Origin of the sequence: Actinomadura rudentiformis (genome assembly GCF_008923185.1) — a bacterium.
Lineage (GTDB): Bacteria > Actinomycetota > Actinomycetes > Streptosporangiales > Streptosporangiaceae > Spirillospora > Spirillospora rudentiformis.
On sequence record NZ_WBMT01000018.1, the window covers coordinates 20,109 to 35,466 of the forward strand.

13 protein-coding genes are annotated in these 15,358 nt (G+C 69.6%); 4 read left to right on the forward strand and 9 right to left on the reverse strand.

The genetic code is table 11. The features are described from left to right. Positions 1-14 precede the first annotated feature (14 nt). Together F8566_RS33175 and F8566_RS33180 are read left to right on the forward strand one after the other, a co-directional pair. A complete protein-coding gene (locus F8566_RS33175) occupies positions 15-350 on the forward strand; it encodes a 4Fe-4S dicluster-binding protein (RefSeq protein WP_151565820.1) in 336 nt (111 codons plus the stop codon). Further along, positions 350-2,242 (forward strand): hypothetical protein, encoded by a 1,893-nt coding sequence (locus F8566_RS33180; protein ID WP_151565821.1) that lies wholly within the window; start codon positions 350-352, stop codon positions 2,240-2,242. The genes F8566_RS33175 and F8566_RS33180 overlap by 1 nt, the downstream gene beginning before the upstream one ends. 92 nt (positions 2,243-2,334) lie before the next feature. On the opposite strand, the gene F8566_RS33185 is transcribed toward F8566_RS33180, so the two are convergent. From F8566_RS33185 to F8566_RS33210, 6 genes are all read right to left on the reverse strand, one after another. Continuing rightward, a complete protein-coding gene (locus tag F8566_RS33185; RefSeq protein ID WP_151565822.1) occupies positions 2,335-3,348 on the reverse strand; it encodes a fatty acid desaturase family protein in 1,014 nt (337 codons plus the stop codon). A 27-nt stretch (positions 3,349-3,375) separates the two neighbouring features. After that, positions 3,376-4,662 carry a methyltransferase gene (locus F8566_RS33190; protein WP_151565823.1) on the reverse strand — a complete coding sequence of 429 codons (1,287 nt, stop codon included), beginning with the start codon at positions 4,660-4,662 and terminating at the stop codon, positions 3,376-3,378. Positions 4,663-4,705: 43 nt separating this feature from the next. After that, entirely contained in the window at positions 4,706-5,443 is a 738-nt protein-coding gene (locus F8566_RS33195; RefSeq protein WP_151565824.1) for an antibiotic biosynthesis monooxygenase, read from the reverse strand. Between the two features lie 29 nt (positions 5,444-5,472). Further along, positions 5,473-7,023, reverse strand: a complete 1,551-nt coding sequence (locus F8566_RS33200; protein WP_151565825.1) for an FAD-dependent monooxygenase — start codon at positions 7,021-7,023, stop codon at positions 5,473-5,475. Continuing rightward, a complete protein-coding gene (locus F8566_RS51725) occupies positions 7,010-9,454 on the reverse strand; it encodes an FAD-dependent monooxygenase (protein ID WP_151565826.1) in 2,445 nt (814 codons plus the stop codon). Before F8566_RS51725 ends, F8566_RS33200 begins: the two co-directional genes overlap by 14 nt. Before the next feature lie 83 nt (positions 9,455-9,537). Then, positions 9,538-10,566 carry an acetylserotonin O-methyltransferase gene (locus tag F8566_RS33210; protein WP_225993731.1) on the reverse strand — a complete coding sequence of 343 codons (1,029 nt, stop codon included), beginning with the start codon at positions 10,564-10,566 and terminating at the stop codon, positions 9,538-9,540. Positions 10,567-10,759: 193 nt separating this feature from the next. On the opposite strand from F8566_RS33210, the gene fabG reads away from it, so the two are divergent. Further along, positions 10,760-11,545: a 3-oxoacyl-ACP reductase FabG gene (gene fabG, locus F8566_RS33215; protein WP_151565827.1), complete on the forward strand. Its 786-nt coding sequence runs from the start codon at positions 10,760-10,762 to the stop codon at positions 11,543-11,545. Between the two features lie 56 nt (positions 11,546-11,601). Continuing rightward, entirely contained in the window at positions 11,602-11,931 is a 330-nt protein-coding gene (locus F8566_RS33220) for a TcmI family type II polyketide cyclase (RefSeq protein ID WP_151565828.1), read from the forward strand. 33 nt (positions 11,932-11,964) lie between these two features. Here the strand turns inward: F8566_RS33220 and F8566_RS33225 are convergent, their stop codons facing one another. The 3 genes from F8566_RS33225 to F8566_RS33235 all read right to left on the reverse strand — a co-directional run bounded on the left by F8566_RS33225 (position 11,965) and on the right by F8566_RS33235 (position 15,299). Then, on the reverse strand, positions 11,965-12,741 hold the full coding sequence (locus F8566_RS33225) for an alpha/beta fold hydrolase (protein WP_151565829.1): 777 nt from the start codon (positions 12,739-12,741) through the stop codon (positions 11,965-11,967). 136 nt (positions 12,742-12,877) lie between these two features. Beyond that, positions 12,878-14,641, reverse strand: a complete 1,764-nt coding sequence (locus F8566_RS33230; protein WP_151565830.1) for an FAD-dependent monooxygenase — start codon at positions 14,639-14,641, stop codon at positions 12,878-12,880. A 7-nt stretch (positions 14,642-14,648) separates the two neighbouring features. Further along, positions 14,649-15,299 carry a sulfotransferase family protein gene (locus tag F8566_RS33235; RefSeq protein WP_151565831.1) on the reverse strand — a complete coding sequence of 217 codons (651 nt, stop codon included), beginning with the start codon at positions 15,297-15,299 and terminating at the stop codon, positions 14,649-14,651. Positions 15,300-15,358 lie beyond the last annotated feature (59 nt).

The window sequence follows — 15,358 nt, forward strand, 5'->3', positions numbered from 1 at the left end:
AGAGGAGAACAGACATGCCGTGGGGGAAGGACACACCCGCCGTGGCCAGCGAGGCGCGCGCGGATCGGATCGCGGAGCGGTCTCGCAATGAACAATGGAAGAAGCCGCCGCGTCGTATCGAGACGTCAGAGTGCATAACGTGCGACCTGTGCCTGCGTAACTGCCCTCCCGAGTTCGGGGCCATCTTCGATCGCGGGCTCGACGTCGTGATAATTCCGGAACTGTGCTCCGGTTGCCCGGTGTGCGTGATGGTGTGTCCCGTCGACTGCATTTACGTGGACGAGGAATGGACGCCCACCGAGCCCGGCCTCTGGGATCACGTCGGCCTGACAGTGGAGGGGGCTGCGTGATGACCTTGCCCACCACGCCTGACACGACGCTTTCCCGGAAGGCGGCGCTGGCGAAAGCGCGGCAGAGCCGCCGGCCGAGCAGGCTCGGCCGGCGGGCGGGAGCGACGGCCGAGCCGGACTACCCGGTTTCAGAGGAGGCCGGGTTCCCGGGACTGCTGAAACGGGCCTGGCAGGAGGCGACCGCCGCTCCAGACCTGCCTTCGGCTGTGGACACGCTGCTCACGCTCGCCGGGCATGTCCCGGCGGACATCCAGCTGCGGGCGCTCCCCGCGCCGGAGGAGTGCGCTCTGAAGGTCCTCGTCGGCAGGTCATGGCGAACGACCGGCCGTGGCGCCCCTCCTGACCGCACCACGGGGGACGGCGCTCCGGCGGCGTTCCTCGGCGAGATCGGGTTGAACACGAGCGGCCGCGTCGTCATCCGCGTTCCGTCGAGGCCGCCGCTGGCCGGCGAAGAGGACCTCGTGGGCGGTGTGCTGCGCGTTCCGTGGTCCGCCCTCGACCTGGCGGACTACCGGACCGAGCTCGCCGCCGCCACCGAACGGCTGTGCGCCTCGGCTGCAGACTGCCGCGAGTGGCTGGCGGCGGCCGGTCCAGACGGTCGCCGGGACATGCTGGAGGGCCTGAAGGAGGCGGCCCTTCGCACGGCGCCGTTCGTGCTGTACTCCGGCGGCCGGCAGTACACCAACTTCCGCGATCGGAACACGCTGACGGGCAAGACGCTGTGGCCGGGCCACCCGGATTGCGCGCTCAGCAGCCTGACGACGGTGCCGCTCGAGCTGTGGTCGGACAGCGACGTCCTGATGGTCGTCTGCCTCACGCTGTTGGTGCGGTCGGCGGGGTTCGCCCGGATCGAGGAGGCCAACGGCACCCAGCTCACGACCGACCACCTGGCCTACCTTCTCGAACGGACGCGCCGGGTCTACAACGAGGTACCCGGCGGGCAGCAGGTGCCGCTCGCGCCCTCGACCCGGGTGGCGGAGCTCAGCGACCTCGCGGAGGCCGTCGCCCGGCGGCGGCGGGAGATCGCCCTGAAGGTCCAGCTCTATCGCGAGATCCACGGCCCGTTGATGCACAAGGTCGAGCGGATCGCCGATGCCCCCGCCGGCGACGCGATGCGGCAGGAGACGGAGGTCTGCGCGCGGGTGCGCGACCGGCTCCCGGTCTCCGGTGACACGCTCGCGGAGCTGGGCGCCGCCATCGAGGCGTCGCCCGGATGGCTGGCCGAGCCGCACGGCGAGTTCCGGACGGGCCTGGAGTCCCTGGTGTACGAGACCGTGCGCGCGGCGACGGCGGCCTTCGACGCCGACTTCGCGATGAGCCGGGGGATGCGGTCGCTCACCGCGCTGGTCGAGGCGCTGCGCGGGCAGGACTGGCCCAAGATCGCTACTTGGGACCTGCCGCACTTCTTCTGCTGCGTCGTGCCCGCGCCTCACGCCCGGCGCTACTTCGACGATTCACGTACGCACCTGGCCGACACCGCGTGGTCCATCTCCGCGCGGATGCAGTACAACTCATGGCACTTCCTGGTCGGCAACCTCCCGAAGGCCCCGGAGATCGTGGCCCGTGACTACTTCGTCCCGCCCTCGATCCCGGATGTCGCGTACTACTCCGATCAACACCATCACGGTCACGTCGCCGCCAGGGTGCGCTTCAGCATCCGCAGCCCGCAGGCGGTGGAGATTCTGGGACGCATGTTCGACGGATTCGTGGATCTGCGGCTGCTGCGCTGCGAAGGGCTGCCGTTCGGCGAGCAGGACCTGCTGGCCGCACATCGTGTCTCGGGGTTCATCGCGAAGGCCACCGGCCTCGCCGCCGCGCTGGTCGCCGGCGGCGCGGACATCGAGATCACGGCCTTCGACTCCCAGTGGCACTGGGAGACGATCACTCGGTAGGAACCCTGGCCACCCGGCAGGAGCCTGCCGCGGCGCCCGGCCCGTCATGGCCGGGCGCCGCGAGCCTTCGCATGCCGCTACTTCGCATGCCGCTACCGGGTCATGCAGTTCTCCGCGGCGTTCTGGTAGCGCAGTTCGCCGGTCAGGACCTTCCTGTAGAACGACCAATAGGACGATTCAACCGTCGCGATGCGCTCCTGGATGAGGCCGTGCAGTTCGGGTATCCGCGCCATCGGCACGCCTTGGTGGAAGTGGTGGGCCGTGTGGAGGTCGTTGCCGTTGGTGAACCAGCGGGCGAACCGGCCCGCGCGGATCGTACGCGTGTTGGTCAGCACGTTCGGATCGGTCTGGGTGTTGAGGCCGAAGTGCTCCGGCAACTCGATCAGGAAATGCGTCGGCTCGGCGACCAGGAGCGTCGGCAGCACCCATGCGAACAGGATCAGCGGGCTCCGGGTGACGACGGTGAACGCCACCGCGATCACCAGGACCACCGCGAACAGCAGGTACTCGGTACGGATCTTCTTCGCGGCGGAGGTCTTGGTCACCCCGGAAACGGTGCGGCCCAGTAGGCTGCGCCCGATGTCGGTGAACACCTCCCCGTAGCGGCCGAGGTGGAAGCAGCCGCGGAGGAACCCGGGCACGCTGTCGAGATCATGGAACCGGTAGTTGAAGAACTCCTGGTTCCGCGGGGTGCCGAGGTAGGCGTGATGGCGCAGGTGCTCGTACTTGTAGTGCCAGAACGAGCTCAGCATCGGAACGCCGCAGAGGAAGCCCACGAGCCGGTTCAGCCGGCGGCTGCCGTACGCGTGCTCGTGCAGGCACTCGTGCTGCAGCTCCACCAGGTGCGCGTAGGCCAGACCGAGCACCAGTCCGGCCACGACGATCACCGGCCAGGTGGGGAACAGCGCCATCGCGACCCAGCCGGCGACCACCAGCGTCATGGCCAGGCCGAACTTGAGGCTGAAGACGCCGGGACGCTTGACGAAGATCTCCTTCGGCAGTTCGCGGCGCCGGTCCTTGCCCTGGACCGGCGCAAGGATCACGTCCACGGAACCGTAGAGAAGGCGGTCCTCGGCAGGTTTCGAAGCGACTCTTTCCGGTGCCATCACGTCGTCCTTTCATGTTCAGCAGAGCTACACCCGGTCGACCGGCTGCAGTTCGTCCAGGAAATGGAAGAGGCTGCGGCTGTTGATCGAGTCCGCGGCGACCGCGTCGGCGAACACCTCGGCGACCGCGGCCACCGGGTCGCCCAGCCGCCGGGCCGCGTCGGCCGCCTCCGCGCGCCGTTCGGCGAAGAGCCGCTGGTACGGCTGCCATCGCAGCTCGGACAAGCCGGTCGGCGGCCGGCCCGGGTTCGGCTCGGCGGTCCGGGACGCCGGCCGGGTGAACGGCATGACGGCGCGTCTGCCCAGCCCGTCGCGGCGCAGCACGAGAAAGCAGGTGTAGAAGTACCGGGCGCCGAGCGACTCCGCGTGCGCGTCCAGGATCTCCAGCAGCCTGTCCGCTTGCAGATCGGGGTTGTGCGGAGCGGACCACCGCGCCGAGACGCCGCTGCGCACTCGCATGGGCAGCCGTTCCTCGACGGTGACCAGCACCGAGGCGTCCGCCGCGCACTCGTCGATCTCGGCGACCGCGAACGGTCCGGCCTCGTCGCCGATGCTCTCGAACCGCATGACGAGCACGCCGTCCGGGAGCAGGGCGCGCCGGCTCGCGGTGAAGACGGCGCGGATGACCTGCCTGCCGTCGGGCCCGCCGTTCCCGGCGGGGAAGTAGCGCAGCCCCGGCGGTACGGGGGCACCCGGCGGATTGGCGGCGATCATCTCGTAGCCGCCGCCCTCCAGCGCGTCGGCCGCGTCCATGCACTGTACGTCGATCCGGTCGTCGAGGCCGTTGAGGGCGGCGGCCGCGCGGGTCGCGGCCACGCACGCCCGGCTGATGTCGATCGCGGTCACCCGGAAGCCGCCGGCGGCCATGGCGACGCTCGTGAACCCCGAGCCCGATCCGACGTCGAGCGCGCGCCCGCCGCCCCGGTGGCTCAGCAGCCGGTCGACGATCTGCATGCCGTCCTTCCCGACATAGACCCCGCAGCGTTCGGGACGGTCATGGTGGTCGCCGACCATGAAGAGGTCCCGGGCGGACGTCAGGTGGAACGGGACCGAGGGCCCGAGCCCGAGTCCGTCGAGCGCCTTGCGGAGGTCGGCCGGCACCGCCGCGCCGGCCTCACCGAGATGCAGCAGTTCGTACGCCGGATCGTCGTGGGCGACCGGGGGCAGCCACGGCTCGTGGATGAGCCCCGCCGCCTGCCGGTAGCTCTCCAGCGTGAGCGGCCAGCCGTGGCGGCGGAGCGTCGCGGACAGCCGTGACCAGTCTTCGGCCGCGACCTCGCCGAGGCGCGGTCCCGCCCCGTTGGATGCGTCCATGTCCCGTCTCTTTCCGGTCCCGTCTCCTTCCGGGCAGCGGGTGTCAGGCCACCACGGGTTGTGGCGCGGACCGGCTGTGGACGACCCGATAGGTGTTCCAGTCGAGCGCGGTCGTCAGCGAGTTCCGCTTGTCCTCGGACTTGCGGCGTGCGGCGGGCTGCTCGGCCCCGGCCATCGCGCGGAACGTGTCGTACGACTGCTTGCCGTCCCACTGCGAATAGACCGCCACGAAGTCGTTGTCGCTGCCGATGGCCGTGAGGCCGCCGTCTCCGGGACCCCGGGAGCGGATGCCCCGCAGCACGCTCTGCGACCGGTAACCCGGCACGTCCACCAGCCACTCGTGGGCCGCCCCGAGCGTGGTGATCAGATCGGTCTGGTCGGCGGGCTCCACCCCGATGATCTCCAGTACCGTGTAGTCGTCGCGGTCGGGGGAGATCTCGGTGGCGTCGCCCTGTGACGGGTGTCGCCGGCTCAGCTCGACCTCGGTCTGCATCAGCCGGATGAACGTCGTGATCTCCTGGAAGACCGGCACCGTGCGGTGCTTGAACTCATCACCCGCGTACCGTGATTCCAGGTTCTGCTTTCCGCGCCACTGAATGAAGTTCGCGGTGCCCAGCCTGTCCTGGCCCCGGTGCACGGTGCTGGAGATCCAGCCGGGGAACGCCGCGGTGTCGACGATCGCCCGCATCTCGCTGACCAGCCGGTCGACTCGTTCCGACGTGTCGGTCTTGAACAGATTGATGACCGTCAGGTACCCGTCCTCGGGATTGATGTACGGCATGGTGTCCTCGCATCCTCTGGTTGCGCTGGCTACGACTGGGCGGCCGTCGTGGCGGGCGCCGCGACGGGCGCCGTGGCGTGAGTGGCGGTCCGGCGGCTCTCGTGTGGCATGCCGAACCAGCGGTGGAGGGCGTCCGGCAGGCCGGCCGGGCCGGAGCCGCCAGAGCCGGCCCACGCGATGTAACCGTCCGGCCGGACCAGCACGGCCTCGACATCGGCGAGCGCGCCCGCGGTGGGCGAGGCCGCGGTGATGACGTCGATCCGGTCGGTCCACGGCGCGGCGGCGGCGCACACCTCGGCGCCCCCGCCAAGGTCGAGGAGGACGCCGCGCCCGGCGTTCAGGAGCTGGAGGGCGTTCACCGTGCCGGACGGCGCGAAGTCGCCCGCGAGCTCGACGCCGGGCAGCCGCCGGCCGAGCAGCGGGTGATCGCCCTGTCCGACGTCGTACCGGATGTCCAGGCCGGTGACCATGCCGACCAGCAGCCGCTGGACCTCCTCGTGCGCCAGCAGCTCGGCCATGATCTCCCGCGTGGGGTTCATCTCGTCGCCGCCGAGGTACAGCAGGCGCTGGGCCAGGGTGTTGGTGAGGATGCGGGCCGCCACGGGGTGCCGCTCGGCGTGGTAGGTGTCCAGCAGGTCCGCAGGCGCGTGGCCGTTGATCTCGGCGCCGAGCTTCCACCCCAGGTTCATGGCGTCGCCGATGCCCGCGCTCATTCCCTGGGCGCCGATCGGCAGGTGGATGTGCGCGGCGTCGCCGAGCAGGAACACCCGTCCCTGCCGGTACTGCGCCGCCTGCCGGCTGGCGTCGGTGGTGTAACTGGTCCACAGCGGCTGCGCACCGCTGATGTCCTCGCCGGTCAGCCGCTTCCACGCGGCGGTCATCTCGGCGAAGCTCGGTGGCCCGTCGCCCTGCCGCTGCATGCCGCGCTCGTACAGGATGACGCGCCGGGCCTCCGGGCCCAGCGGCAGCACCATGACCATTCCGCCGGGGACGCGCTCGCCGGCGAAACGCGGCCGCAGGGGGCACCCGGTCACGTCGGCGAACCACAGCTCGACGGCCGGATCGGTCCCGGGGAAATCGACGCCGGCGAGCTTGCGGACGGTGCTGCGAGCGCCGTCGCAGCCCGCCACGTAACGAGCGCGCAGGCGTTTGCGGCCCTCCGGAGCCACGACGTCCAGCTCGACCCCGTCGTCACCGGCGGTCAGCCCGACGACCTCGTGATCCCGGCGGGTCACGGCACCCAGTTCGGCGGCCCACTCGGCCAGCACCCCCTCGGTGCGCGACTGAGGTATCCCCCGGGCCCCGTAGGAGCCGCCCTCGATCACCTGATAGTCGAGGGGCAGCCCGCCGAAATGGCCGAAAGGAATGGTCTGCACATCACCGAAACGGGGGAGCAGCCCTCGCTGGTCGAACTCCTCGATGGCGCGTGCCGAGAACCCGAGGGCGCGTGACTGCTGCATCGGCTCGGCCAGCCGGTCCAGCACGAGGGTCTCGACTCCGGCCAGGCGCAGTTCCCCGGCGAGCATGAGACCGGTGGGGCCGGCCCCTACGACGATGACATCCGCATCAAAGCGTTGCATGTTCCCTCCTACCTTCCGAGGCTTCGGCATGGGCCTTGGCGAGGCGCAGGGTGGCCATGCTGTTGCCGCTCAGGGCGTTGCGGACGAACTCCTGCGCGGTCTGCGCGTCCGCGTCGTCACCGAGGACCTCGGTGACGCGCTCGGTATTGATCCGCACCGTGTGCCGCGACGTCACCGACACCCCGCCGTCGTGCTCCTCGATGAGCCAGCGGCCGGTGTGCAGCATGAGCAGCGCGGGGAGGACGGTCTGCTTGTACACGATGCTGGTGTACGGCTGGCACACGCGTACGGATCGTGTGGTGTGCACGTGCCCGTCCTTGGTCCTGGTGTCCATCTCAAGGATCTGCAGCCCGGGCGTCTCCTCTTCCAGCGACACCTTGGCCACGTGCGGAAGCCGCTGTGACCAGAGCTGAGCCTCGTTGAGGAAGTCGTAGACGTCTTTGGCGGTGCCGTCGATGGTCACCGTGTCGTCGAACGTGATGAGCCCGTCCGGTCCGGTGAGCTCCGCGCTCGTCTTGAGCGCCTGCAGTTCCGCCATGCTGTTGCGGTCGACCGCCTGGCTGATCCAGTCGAGATCGGCGGGGTCGTCGCTCGCGGCGAAGAAGTCGTGCAGCAGGCGCACCCGGCATTCCGATCCGGAGACCGGCTCCACCACCCATTCGCCGCCCATGCCGCCGACCGGGTGCTGGGACCGCTCCTGACGGAACGAGACGCTTCTGCGGTCCGGGTCGTGCCGGCGCCTGGACGTCCAGGTCTTGGCGGTGCCGTTGGCGGTCGCCCAGAGCCGGATCAGTTCCGAGTTCCCGTCCCGTTCGACGCACTCAGCGTGCACGGTCGGGGGGAAGATCTCAGGCCACGTTCCGACATCCGCGATCAGCGCGTACACCCGGTCGGCGGGAGCCGCGACGTTGATCTCGTGTTCCGTTTCACGCACCGTGCTCGTGCGGGGTTCGCCGAACCAGCGCCGCAGCGCGCCGGCGAGGTCGCCCCCGTCCGGCGCGGCCCAGGCGACGTATCCGTCGGGGCGGAGCAGCACCGACTCCGTCACCGCGCCGCCCTCTTCCGGTCCAGGGGGGAAGTTCCGCACCTGAACCAGATCGACGCGGTCGGACCAACCGGCGGCGGTCCGGGCCGTCTCGCCGGAGGCGTCGGCGGTGATCAGGACGCCTCGCGCCGGGTGCAGCAGCCGCGCGACACGGCCGCGGCCGCCGCCGGCGAGCTCCAGTTCGCGGTCGGCCATCCGCCCGCCCAGCAGTGGATGCCCTCCTTGCACGCCCATGTCGTAACGGACGTCGAAGCCGCTCACCATGCCGATCAGATGCCGGGCCGCCGCCGGGATCTCGATGATCTCCGCCAGGATGGTCCGCAGCGGCTCGACCGACTTGTCGTTCAGGTTGAGCGTCCCTTGGGCGAGGGTGTTGAGCAGGACCCGCGCCCCCACCGGGTGTCGCTCGGTGTGGTAGGTGCCGAGCAGGCCCTCGGGGGCCCGGCCGGTGATCGTCGCCGCGAGCTTCCAGCCGAGGTTGAAGGCGTCCTGCGCACCGACGCTCAGACCCTGCCCTCCCGCCGGGAGATGGATGTGCGCGGCGTCCCCGGCCAGCAGGACCCGGCCGCGGCGGTACTCGGTGACCTGCCGGGTGGCGTCGGTGAAGCTGCTCACCCAGCGCGCCTCGCCGTGGTGGATCGACTCGCCGGTGAGGCGCTGCCAGGCGTCCGCGAGGTCGGCGAATCTCACCTGGCGGCCGGTGAAGGTCACCTGGTCGCCGGCGTCCGGCCGCGACCCGTTCTCGCACACGATGATGCGGGTGTAGCCCTGCTCCAGCGGCGCCGCCATGACCATGCCGTTCGGCAGCAGCTGGCCGATCCGCCGCGCCTCGATGTCGCAGCCCGTGACGTCCGCCAGGTACATCTCGCGGGTCGCGGCGGAGCCGGCGAAGTCGAAGCCGGCGAGCCGCCGGACGGTGCTGCGCCCGCCGTCACAGCCCACCAGGTAGCGGGCGGAGCATTCCTCGGGCCCGTCCGGCCCCTCGGTGATCGCGGTGACGCCGTCCGCGGTCTCCTTCAGGCCGGTGAGCGTGTAGCCGCGGCGCACCTGCGCCCCCAGCTCCAGCGCCCACTGCTCGAGCATCTCCTCGATCTTGTACTGGGGCGCGTTGCGCACGCCGAAGTGCGCGCCCTCCAGCACCCCGTAGTCGATGGGGACGCCGCCGAAGTGCCCGCGCCTGCTGATCTCGGGGTTCTCCAGCCGGTCGAGCAGGCCGCGCTGGTGGAACATCTCGGTCGCGCGTGCGGTGAAGCCGATGCCGCGCGACTGCCAGCCCCGCTCCGTCAGCCGCTCAAGGACGATGACCTCGGCACCGCCGAGGCGGAGCTCGCCGGCGAGCGTCAACCCTGTCGGCCCGCCGCCGACAATGATTACGTCTGTATGCATTCTCAGTCCTCAGCTTTGGAGTGGGCCCTGAGGGACCGGCCGCGCGGTGCGCCGGGCCCTGGACGGCCGCGGTGCGCCGGGCCCTAGACGGGCACCGCCTCGATGATCGAGACCGGGCACGTGGTGGGAATCGCCCTGGAGATCTTCAGGTTCGCCTTGGCGAACAGCTCCTCGTACTCCGGCAGCGTGCGTTCCTTCGCGCCCAGGAGCAGCAGGAGCCACAGATCGATGATGTTGCCGATGTGCCGTTCGTTGTTCCCGCCGAGCACGTACTCGATCAGGAGCAGCGTGCCGTCGGGGGCGATGGCGTCCCGGACGTTCTGCAGGATCGCCAGGCATTCGGGCTCCGGGAAGTCGTGCAGGACGTGCTTGAGCACGTAGGCGTCCGCGCCCTGCGGCAGCTTGTCGAAGCAGGTGCCGTTCTCGATCGTCACCCGCCCCGCGACACCGGCGGCTTCGAGCACCGGCGGCGCGTCCGCGGTCGCGAACTCGCGGTCGACCAGCACCCCCTGGGCGTCCGGCGCCTGCGAGAGGATGCCCGCCAGCAGGCCGCCGCGCCCGCCGGCGATGTCCACGATCGTGCGGAACTGGGAGAAGTCGTACGCCGCCACGACCGGGTCGGTCTCCGAGGCCGAGATGCTGCCCATTCCCTGGAAGAACACGGCGGCGTATTCGGGATGAGCCCCGAGGAATTCGTACGCGCCCATGCCGCGGAGCTTCGGCAGGTTGGCCTCGCCAGTGCGCACGGAGCTGAGCAGGTGCCCCCAGTCTTCCCAGAGCATGGGGTGACTCATCAGGACGGCCATGCCGCGCATCGAGTCCGGCGCGTCCTCCCGGAGCGCGTCGCCCATCGGTGTGAGCGCGAACCGGCCGTCCGGCTCGACGGCGAACACCGAGTAGCCGGACAGCGTGCGCAGCAGCCGGTACGTCGCCTCGGGGTCGGAGCCGACCCGCCCGGCCACCTCCTCCGCGGACAAGGGTCCGTCACTGAGGACGTCGGCGATGCCGAGCTTGGCCGCGACAGAAATCGCCTGAGTCATCACTGAACCCTGAATCAGGTCGAGCAGCGAATACGCGGCAGACTGGTCCCGCACCATGGGCAATGCGGACATGTTTGCCTCCTGAGTTCGTAGCCTCTGGTGCCCGATATTAGATTCGTGCGTTTTCTGCCGGCAACTTTCCCTTGCTCCGTTCAACTGAAGAGTCGGCACAGTTGAACTGAGCCGGGGTCTATCCGCGCTCGACCGAAATTAATGCAACCCCTGCCAGGCTGCTCTGACAAAGTGACGTGAAGGAGGAAGAAGAATGGCGGACAATGGACGGCGAACCGCGCTGGTCACTGGCGGGACCAGCGGAATCGGCCTGGCGGTCGCCGAGACCCTCGCGCGGCGCGGTCTCACGGTCTTCATCTGCTCACGGACCCCCGAGTCGGTCCAGGAGACGGTGGACAAGCTGAGGTCGAACGGCTACGAGGTCGACGGCGTGGCCGCGGACGTCCGGCGTCCGGAGGACGTCAGGCGTCTCGTCGGCGCCGCCGTGGAGCGGTACGGGCAGGTCGACGTCCTGGTGAACAACGCCGGGCGCAGCGGCGGCGGCGTGACGGCCGACATCCCCGACGAGCTCTGGTACGACGTCATCGACACCAATCTGAACAGCGTTTTCCTGGTGACCCGCGAGGCGCTCAGGTCGGGCGGGCTGCTGGACCGCGGCTGGGGACGGATCATCAACATCGCGTCGACCGGCGGCAAACAGGGTGTGGTGCTCGGCGCCCCCTATTCCGCCTCCAAGCACGGCGTCATCGGATTCACCAAGGCGCTCGGCCTGGAACTCGCAAAGACCGGTGTCACGGTCAACGCCGTCTGCCCGGGATATGTCGAAACGCCGATGGCGCAGCGGGTGAGGCAGGGCTATGCCGCGCATTTCGACACGACCGAGGAAACGATCCTCGAACGCTTCCAGGCGAAGATTCCGCTTGGCCGCTATTCCACCCCCGAAGAAGTGGCCGGCCTCGTCGATTACCTGACCACCGACGCGGCCGCGCCCATGACGGCACAGGCGATCAACGTCTGCGGAGGGCTCGGAAACTACTGACGTTCCCCATCCTCCGTTCTCCATCCTCGATCACCAGTGAAGGCGGTAAGGCACACATGCACAGCACTCTGATAGTCGGGCGTATCCAACCGCAGGGGCAGGCGGAGGTCGCCGAGCTCTTCAGCGCGTTCGACCAGACCGACATGCCGCACCGGATGGGCACCCGGCGCCGCGAGCTCTTCTGCTACCGGGGCCTGTACTTCCACCTGCAGGACTTCGACGACGAGCAGGGGGGCCAGCGCATCCTTCAGGCGCGGACCGACCCCCGCTTCATCCAGATCAGCAACGATCTGAAGGCCTATATCGAGGCCTACGACCCGGCGACCTGGCGCTCGCCCACCGACGCCATGGCCACCCGCTTCTACCACTGGGAGCCGCTCGGCTGACGGTTCGGCTGCACGTCAGGAGGTGGCGGCACGTCAGGTGGTGGCGAACTCCACCAGGACCCGGCCGAGAACGTCCATCTCCACCCGGTGCCACGAACCGGGCAACTGCACACCCCGGCCGTTGGGCAGCGCGGCGGCGGTCGCCTGCGCCGCCGCGCGCAGCCAATCGCCGGTCTTGTCGCTGTTGACGACCAGCGCAGGCGTCCGCAAGGTGGCCAGCCGCTGTGCCGGGACGGTGAAGTCGCCGCAGAGGGCCGTGTCGTAGAGGAGCGTGTGGGCGTTCGCCTCGTTCGTCGCCCACAGCGGAGTCCGCCGCCAGTCCGCGATCACCTCGGGGGCCAGCCCCATCAGCTCGGCGAGGAAGTACTCCGCGGCCTCGCCGCGCTTGTCCTCCGCCAGCAGGGCGCTGAGGTTGGCCATGAAGTCGGCCGGGGGCCGCGGATGACCCTCGACCCGGAAGTACGGTTCGTGCAGCGCGAGCTTGGTGATCGGAGCACCGGCCAGTGCCGCCTCGATCGCCAGGTTCGCCCCGCAGGACCCGGCGAACACCACCGCCCGGCCCCCTGCCTCGTTGATGACCGCTTCCAGATCCTCGATCTCCCGCTCGACGCTGTAGACGGGGGCGTCACCGCTCTCGCCGCGCCCCCGCCGGTCGTAGACATAGGTGGTGCAGTGCGGCGTCAGTTCCGGCACCAACGCGTCGAAGATCGTGTGATCGCGGAAGGCTCCGTTGAGGAGCACGATCGGGGGGCCGTCGCCCGCCCTCTCAAAAGCGATCGTCGTACCGTCCCGCGAAACGACCTTGTGCATCACGTTCTCCTCATGCCTAATGGCTCTGTCCTGCACGATCTCTGTCTGCACAATCTCCGCCATGCCGGTTGACGGCCGGTCGAGAATCCGTCGCGCTCGGCTGGGTTGGTCGACTGGGTTGGCCGTCTGGGCGGGGTCACCGAATGTGGTGCAGAACGCGAGCGACTGCATCGGCCAGGACGCCTGCCGGATCCTCGCTGCCGCTCGTGCTGCGCCAGGCCACGTGGTTGTCGGGACGTACGAGGACGGCGCCCTCATCGGTGATCTGCCGGAATGCCTCCCACCTGCCGTCGACGTCGGCGAACTCGGCGTTCTCGCCGATGCGGGCCGTGGTGATCGGGATGGAGAGCTTCTCCGCCACCTGCGCGGCCGCCTCGCACCACGGCGTTCCCGCCGGGCCGGTGAGCATCGCGAAACCGGCGGTGCCGGTCAGGTCATGGGTGGACAGGCGCCGTCCTTCTCGTTCGAGCCAGGCGTGCGGCAGCAGATGCCCTGGGCGGGTGGTGGGGTGGTGGACGTCGCGCAAGGGCACGCGGGGCGGCGGCGGGCCGCCATCGGGGACGACCGCGCCCTCCTCGTAGGCGTAGCCGATCTCCACGTCGTGCGCCTGGTATCCGCCGCGGGCGGTGGCGAACATCTCCGCAGCCCGCGCCCGCCCGGCCACGCCGATGGGGGACGGGTCGAAGTACTTGGCGAACATCTGCTCCCGGCGGTCCGGCGGGGTGCGCGGGCCGAGGCCGATGGCGCCGAGGATCGCCTGGTTGTGGGAGGCCGCCGACACCGCCCAGTCGATGTTGTGCTCGCCCACCGGCCGCCGTTCCGTCTCGTATGTGTCGAGCAGGCGGTCGGGAGCACGGCCGGTGACCACCGCGGCCAGCTTCCAGACGAGGTTGTGCACGTCCTGGATGCCGGTGTTCAGGCCGAGGCCGACGGTGGGCGGCTGGCGGTGCGCGGCGTCGCCGGCGAACAACACCCGTCCCTTCCGGTAGCGGTCGGCGAGCAGCCCCTGCACGGTCCAGCTCGTCACCCCGTGCAAGGTCACGTCCAGGCTCGGCAGTCCGAGGACCTCACGAATCCTGGGGACGATCGACTGCTCGTCGAGCCGGGCCGGATCGCCGGCGGTGAGGTGGAAGTGCATGACCCACTCCTCGCACTCCCTTCCCCAGGTCGGTCCCATCTCGAAGAGGTTGCTGAAGAGATCCGCCTTGTACGGGTTGAGGAAGTGGGTCATGTGCGCGCCCTCGCGCCACCACTCCGACAGATCCGCGGAGAAGTAGACGGTCGTGATGCGCCGCATCTCAGGCAGCCCGTGCATCCGCACGCCGAGCGCGGGGCCGACCGTGCGGCCGCCGTCGGCCGCGATGACGTACTGCGCCATGACCCTGGTGGCCTCGCCGGTCTCGACGTCGCGGACCTCGGCGGTCACGTGGTCACCCTCGTCGGAGAACGCGACCAGTTCGTGGCCGAACAGGATGCGCCCGGGATTGTGCTGTTCGGCGTGGCGGCGCAGGATCGGCTCCAGCCGGATCTGCGGCAGCCTGGCAGGCAGGATGGGGCCGGCCGCCGCGTACCTCTCGTGCGACACACCCCCGCCGAAGCCGTCCAGCTCCTGGATCAACCGCGCGTCCAGCGGCCGGTCGCCGCCCAGTGAGGTCAGCCAGCGCACCTTGCCGAACGTCTCCACCGGCGCGGCCTGCTCGGTCACCTCCCGGTCCAGCCCGTGCTGGCGGAAGATCTCCATCGTGCGCTGGTTGTGGTAGTGCGCCTTCGGAATCGTCGACGTGCCCGCGTGGCGCTCCACCAGCAGGTGGGCGATGCCGTGGTCGGAGCAGAAGACGGAAGCGGACAGGCCGCATCCCCCGCCGCCCACGATCAGGACCGGAACCTCGATTGCTTCCATGCTCGTATCACCTGGGTCCGCCGCCCATGCGCGCGAGCTGCCTGCGCATGGACTCGGTGTCGTTGAGGTGAGGGAAGTCCTCTGACGGCACATCCACCCCCAGGAAGGCGCACAGCGGCTCCCATCCCTGCGTCACGTCGTAGATGAGCAGCCGGTCCGGATCGATGTTCTGCGCGATTTCCTTGTTGTGCTGGTGGTAGACCTCGATGGCGTGCTCCTTGTCGGAGAACCGTCCGTCAAAGAGGCCGTTCCAGACCATGGTGCTCGTCACGCGATAGATCCGAGCCGGCAGGGAATTGGGCGGCGGCGCCTTCTTCTCGTTCATGAGAACGAACTGGTACAGGGTGTCGTAGGTGCTCTGATACCAGCGCTCGGCGTCGCGTACCGTCAACACCATCTTCGCCTCGGGGAACGCCTTCATCATCTCCCGGTAGTAGACGGCGGGCGGCCCGTCCACCGCCGACGTGTAGCCTGCGAAAAGCGCTTCCCAGTCGGGATCCTGTCCCTCGCAGACGACCTTTTCCCACTCGGCAATGCGTGCTTCGTCGCCGACGATGTCGAACATGTGGAAGCACGGCCCGTAACCCAGCTGTTCCAGAGCTCCCTTGAGGGAGGTCGTGCCCGTCCGGCCCAGGCCGGTGTTGATGAGCTTCAACATGGCGATTCTCTTTTCCTTTCGGTTGTGACGGACGGACGTGTGCGGACCGGGTGGCGCGG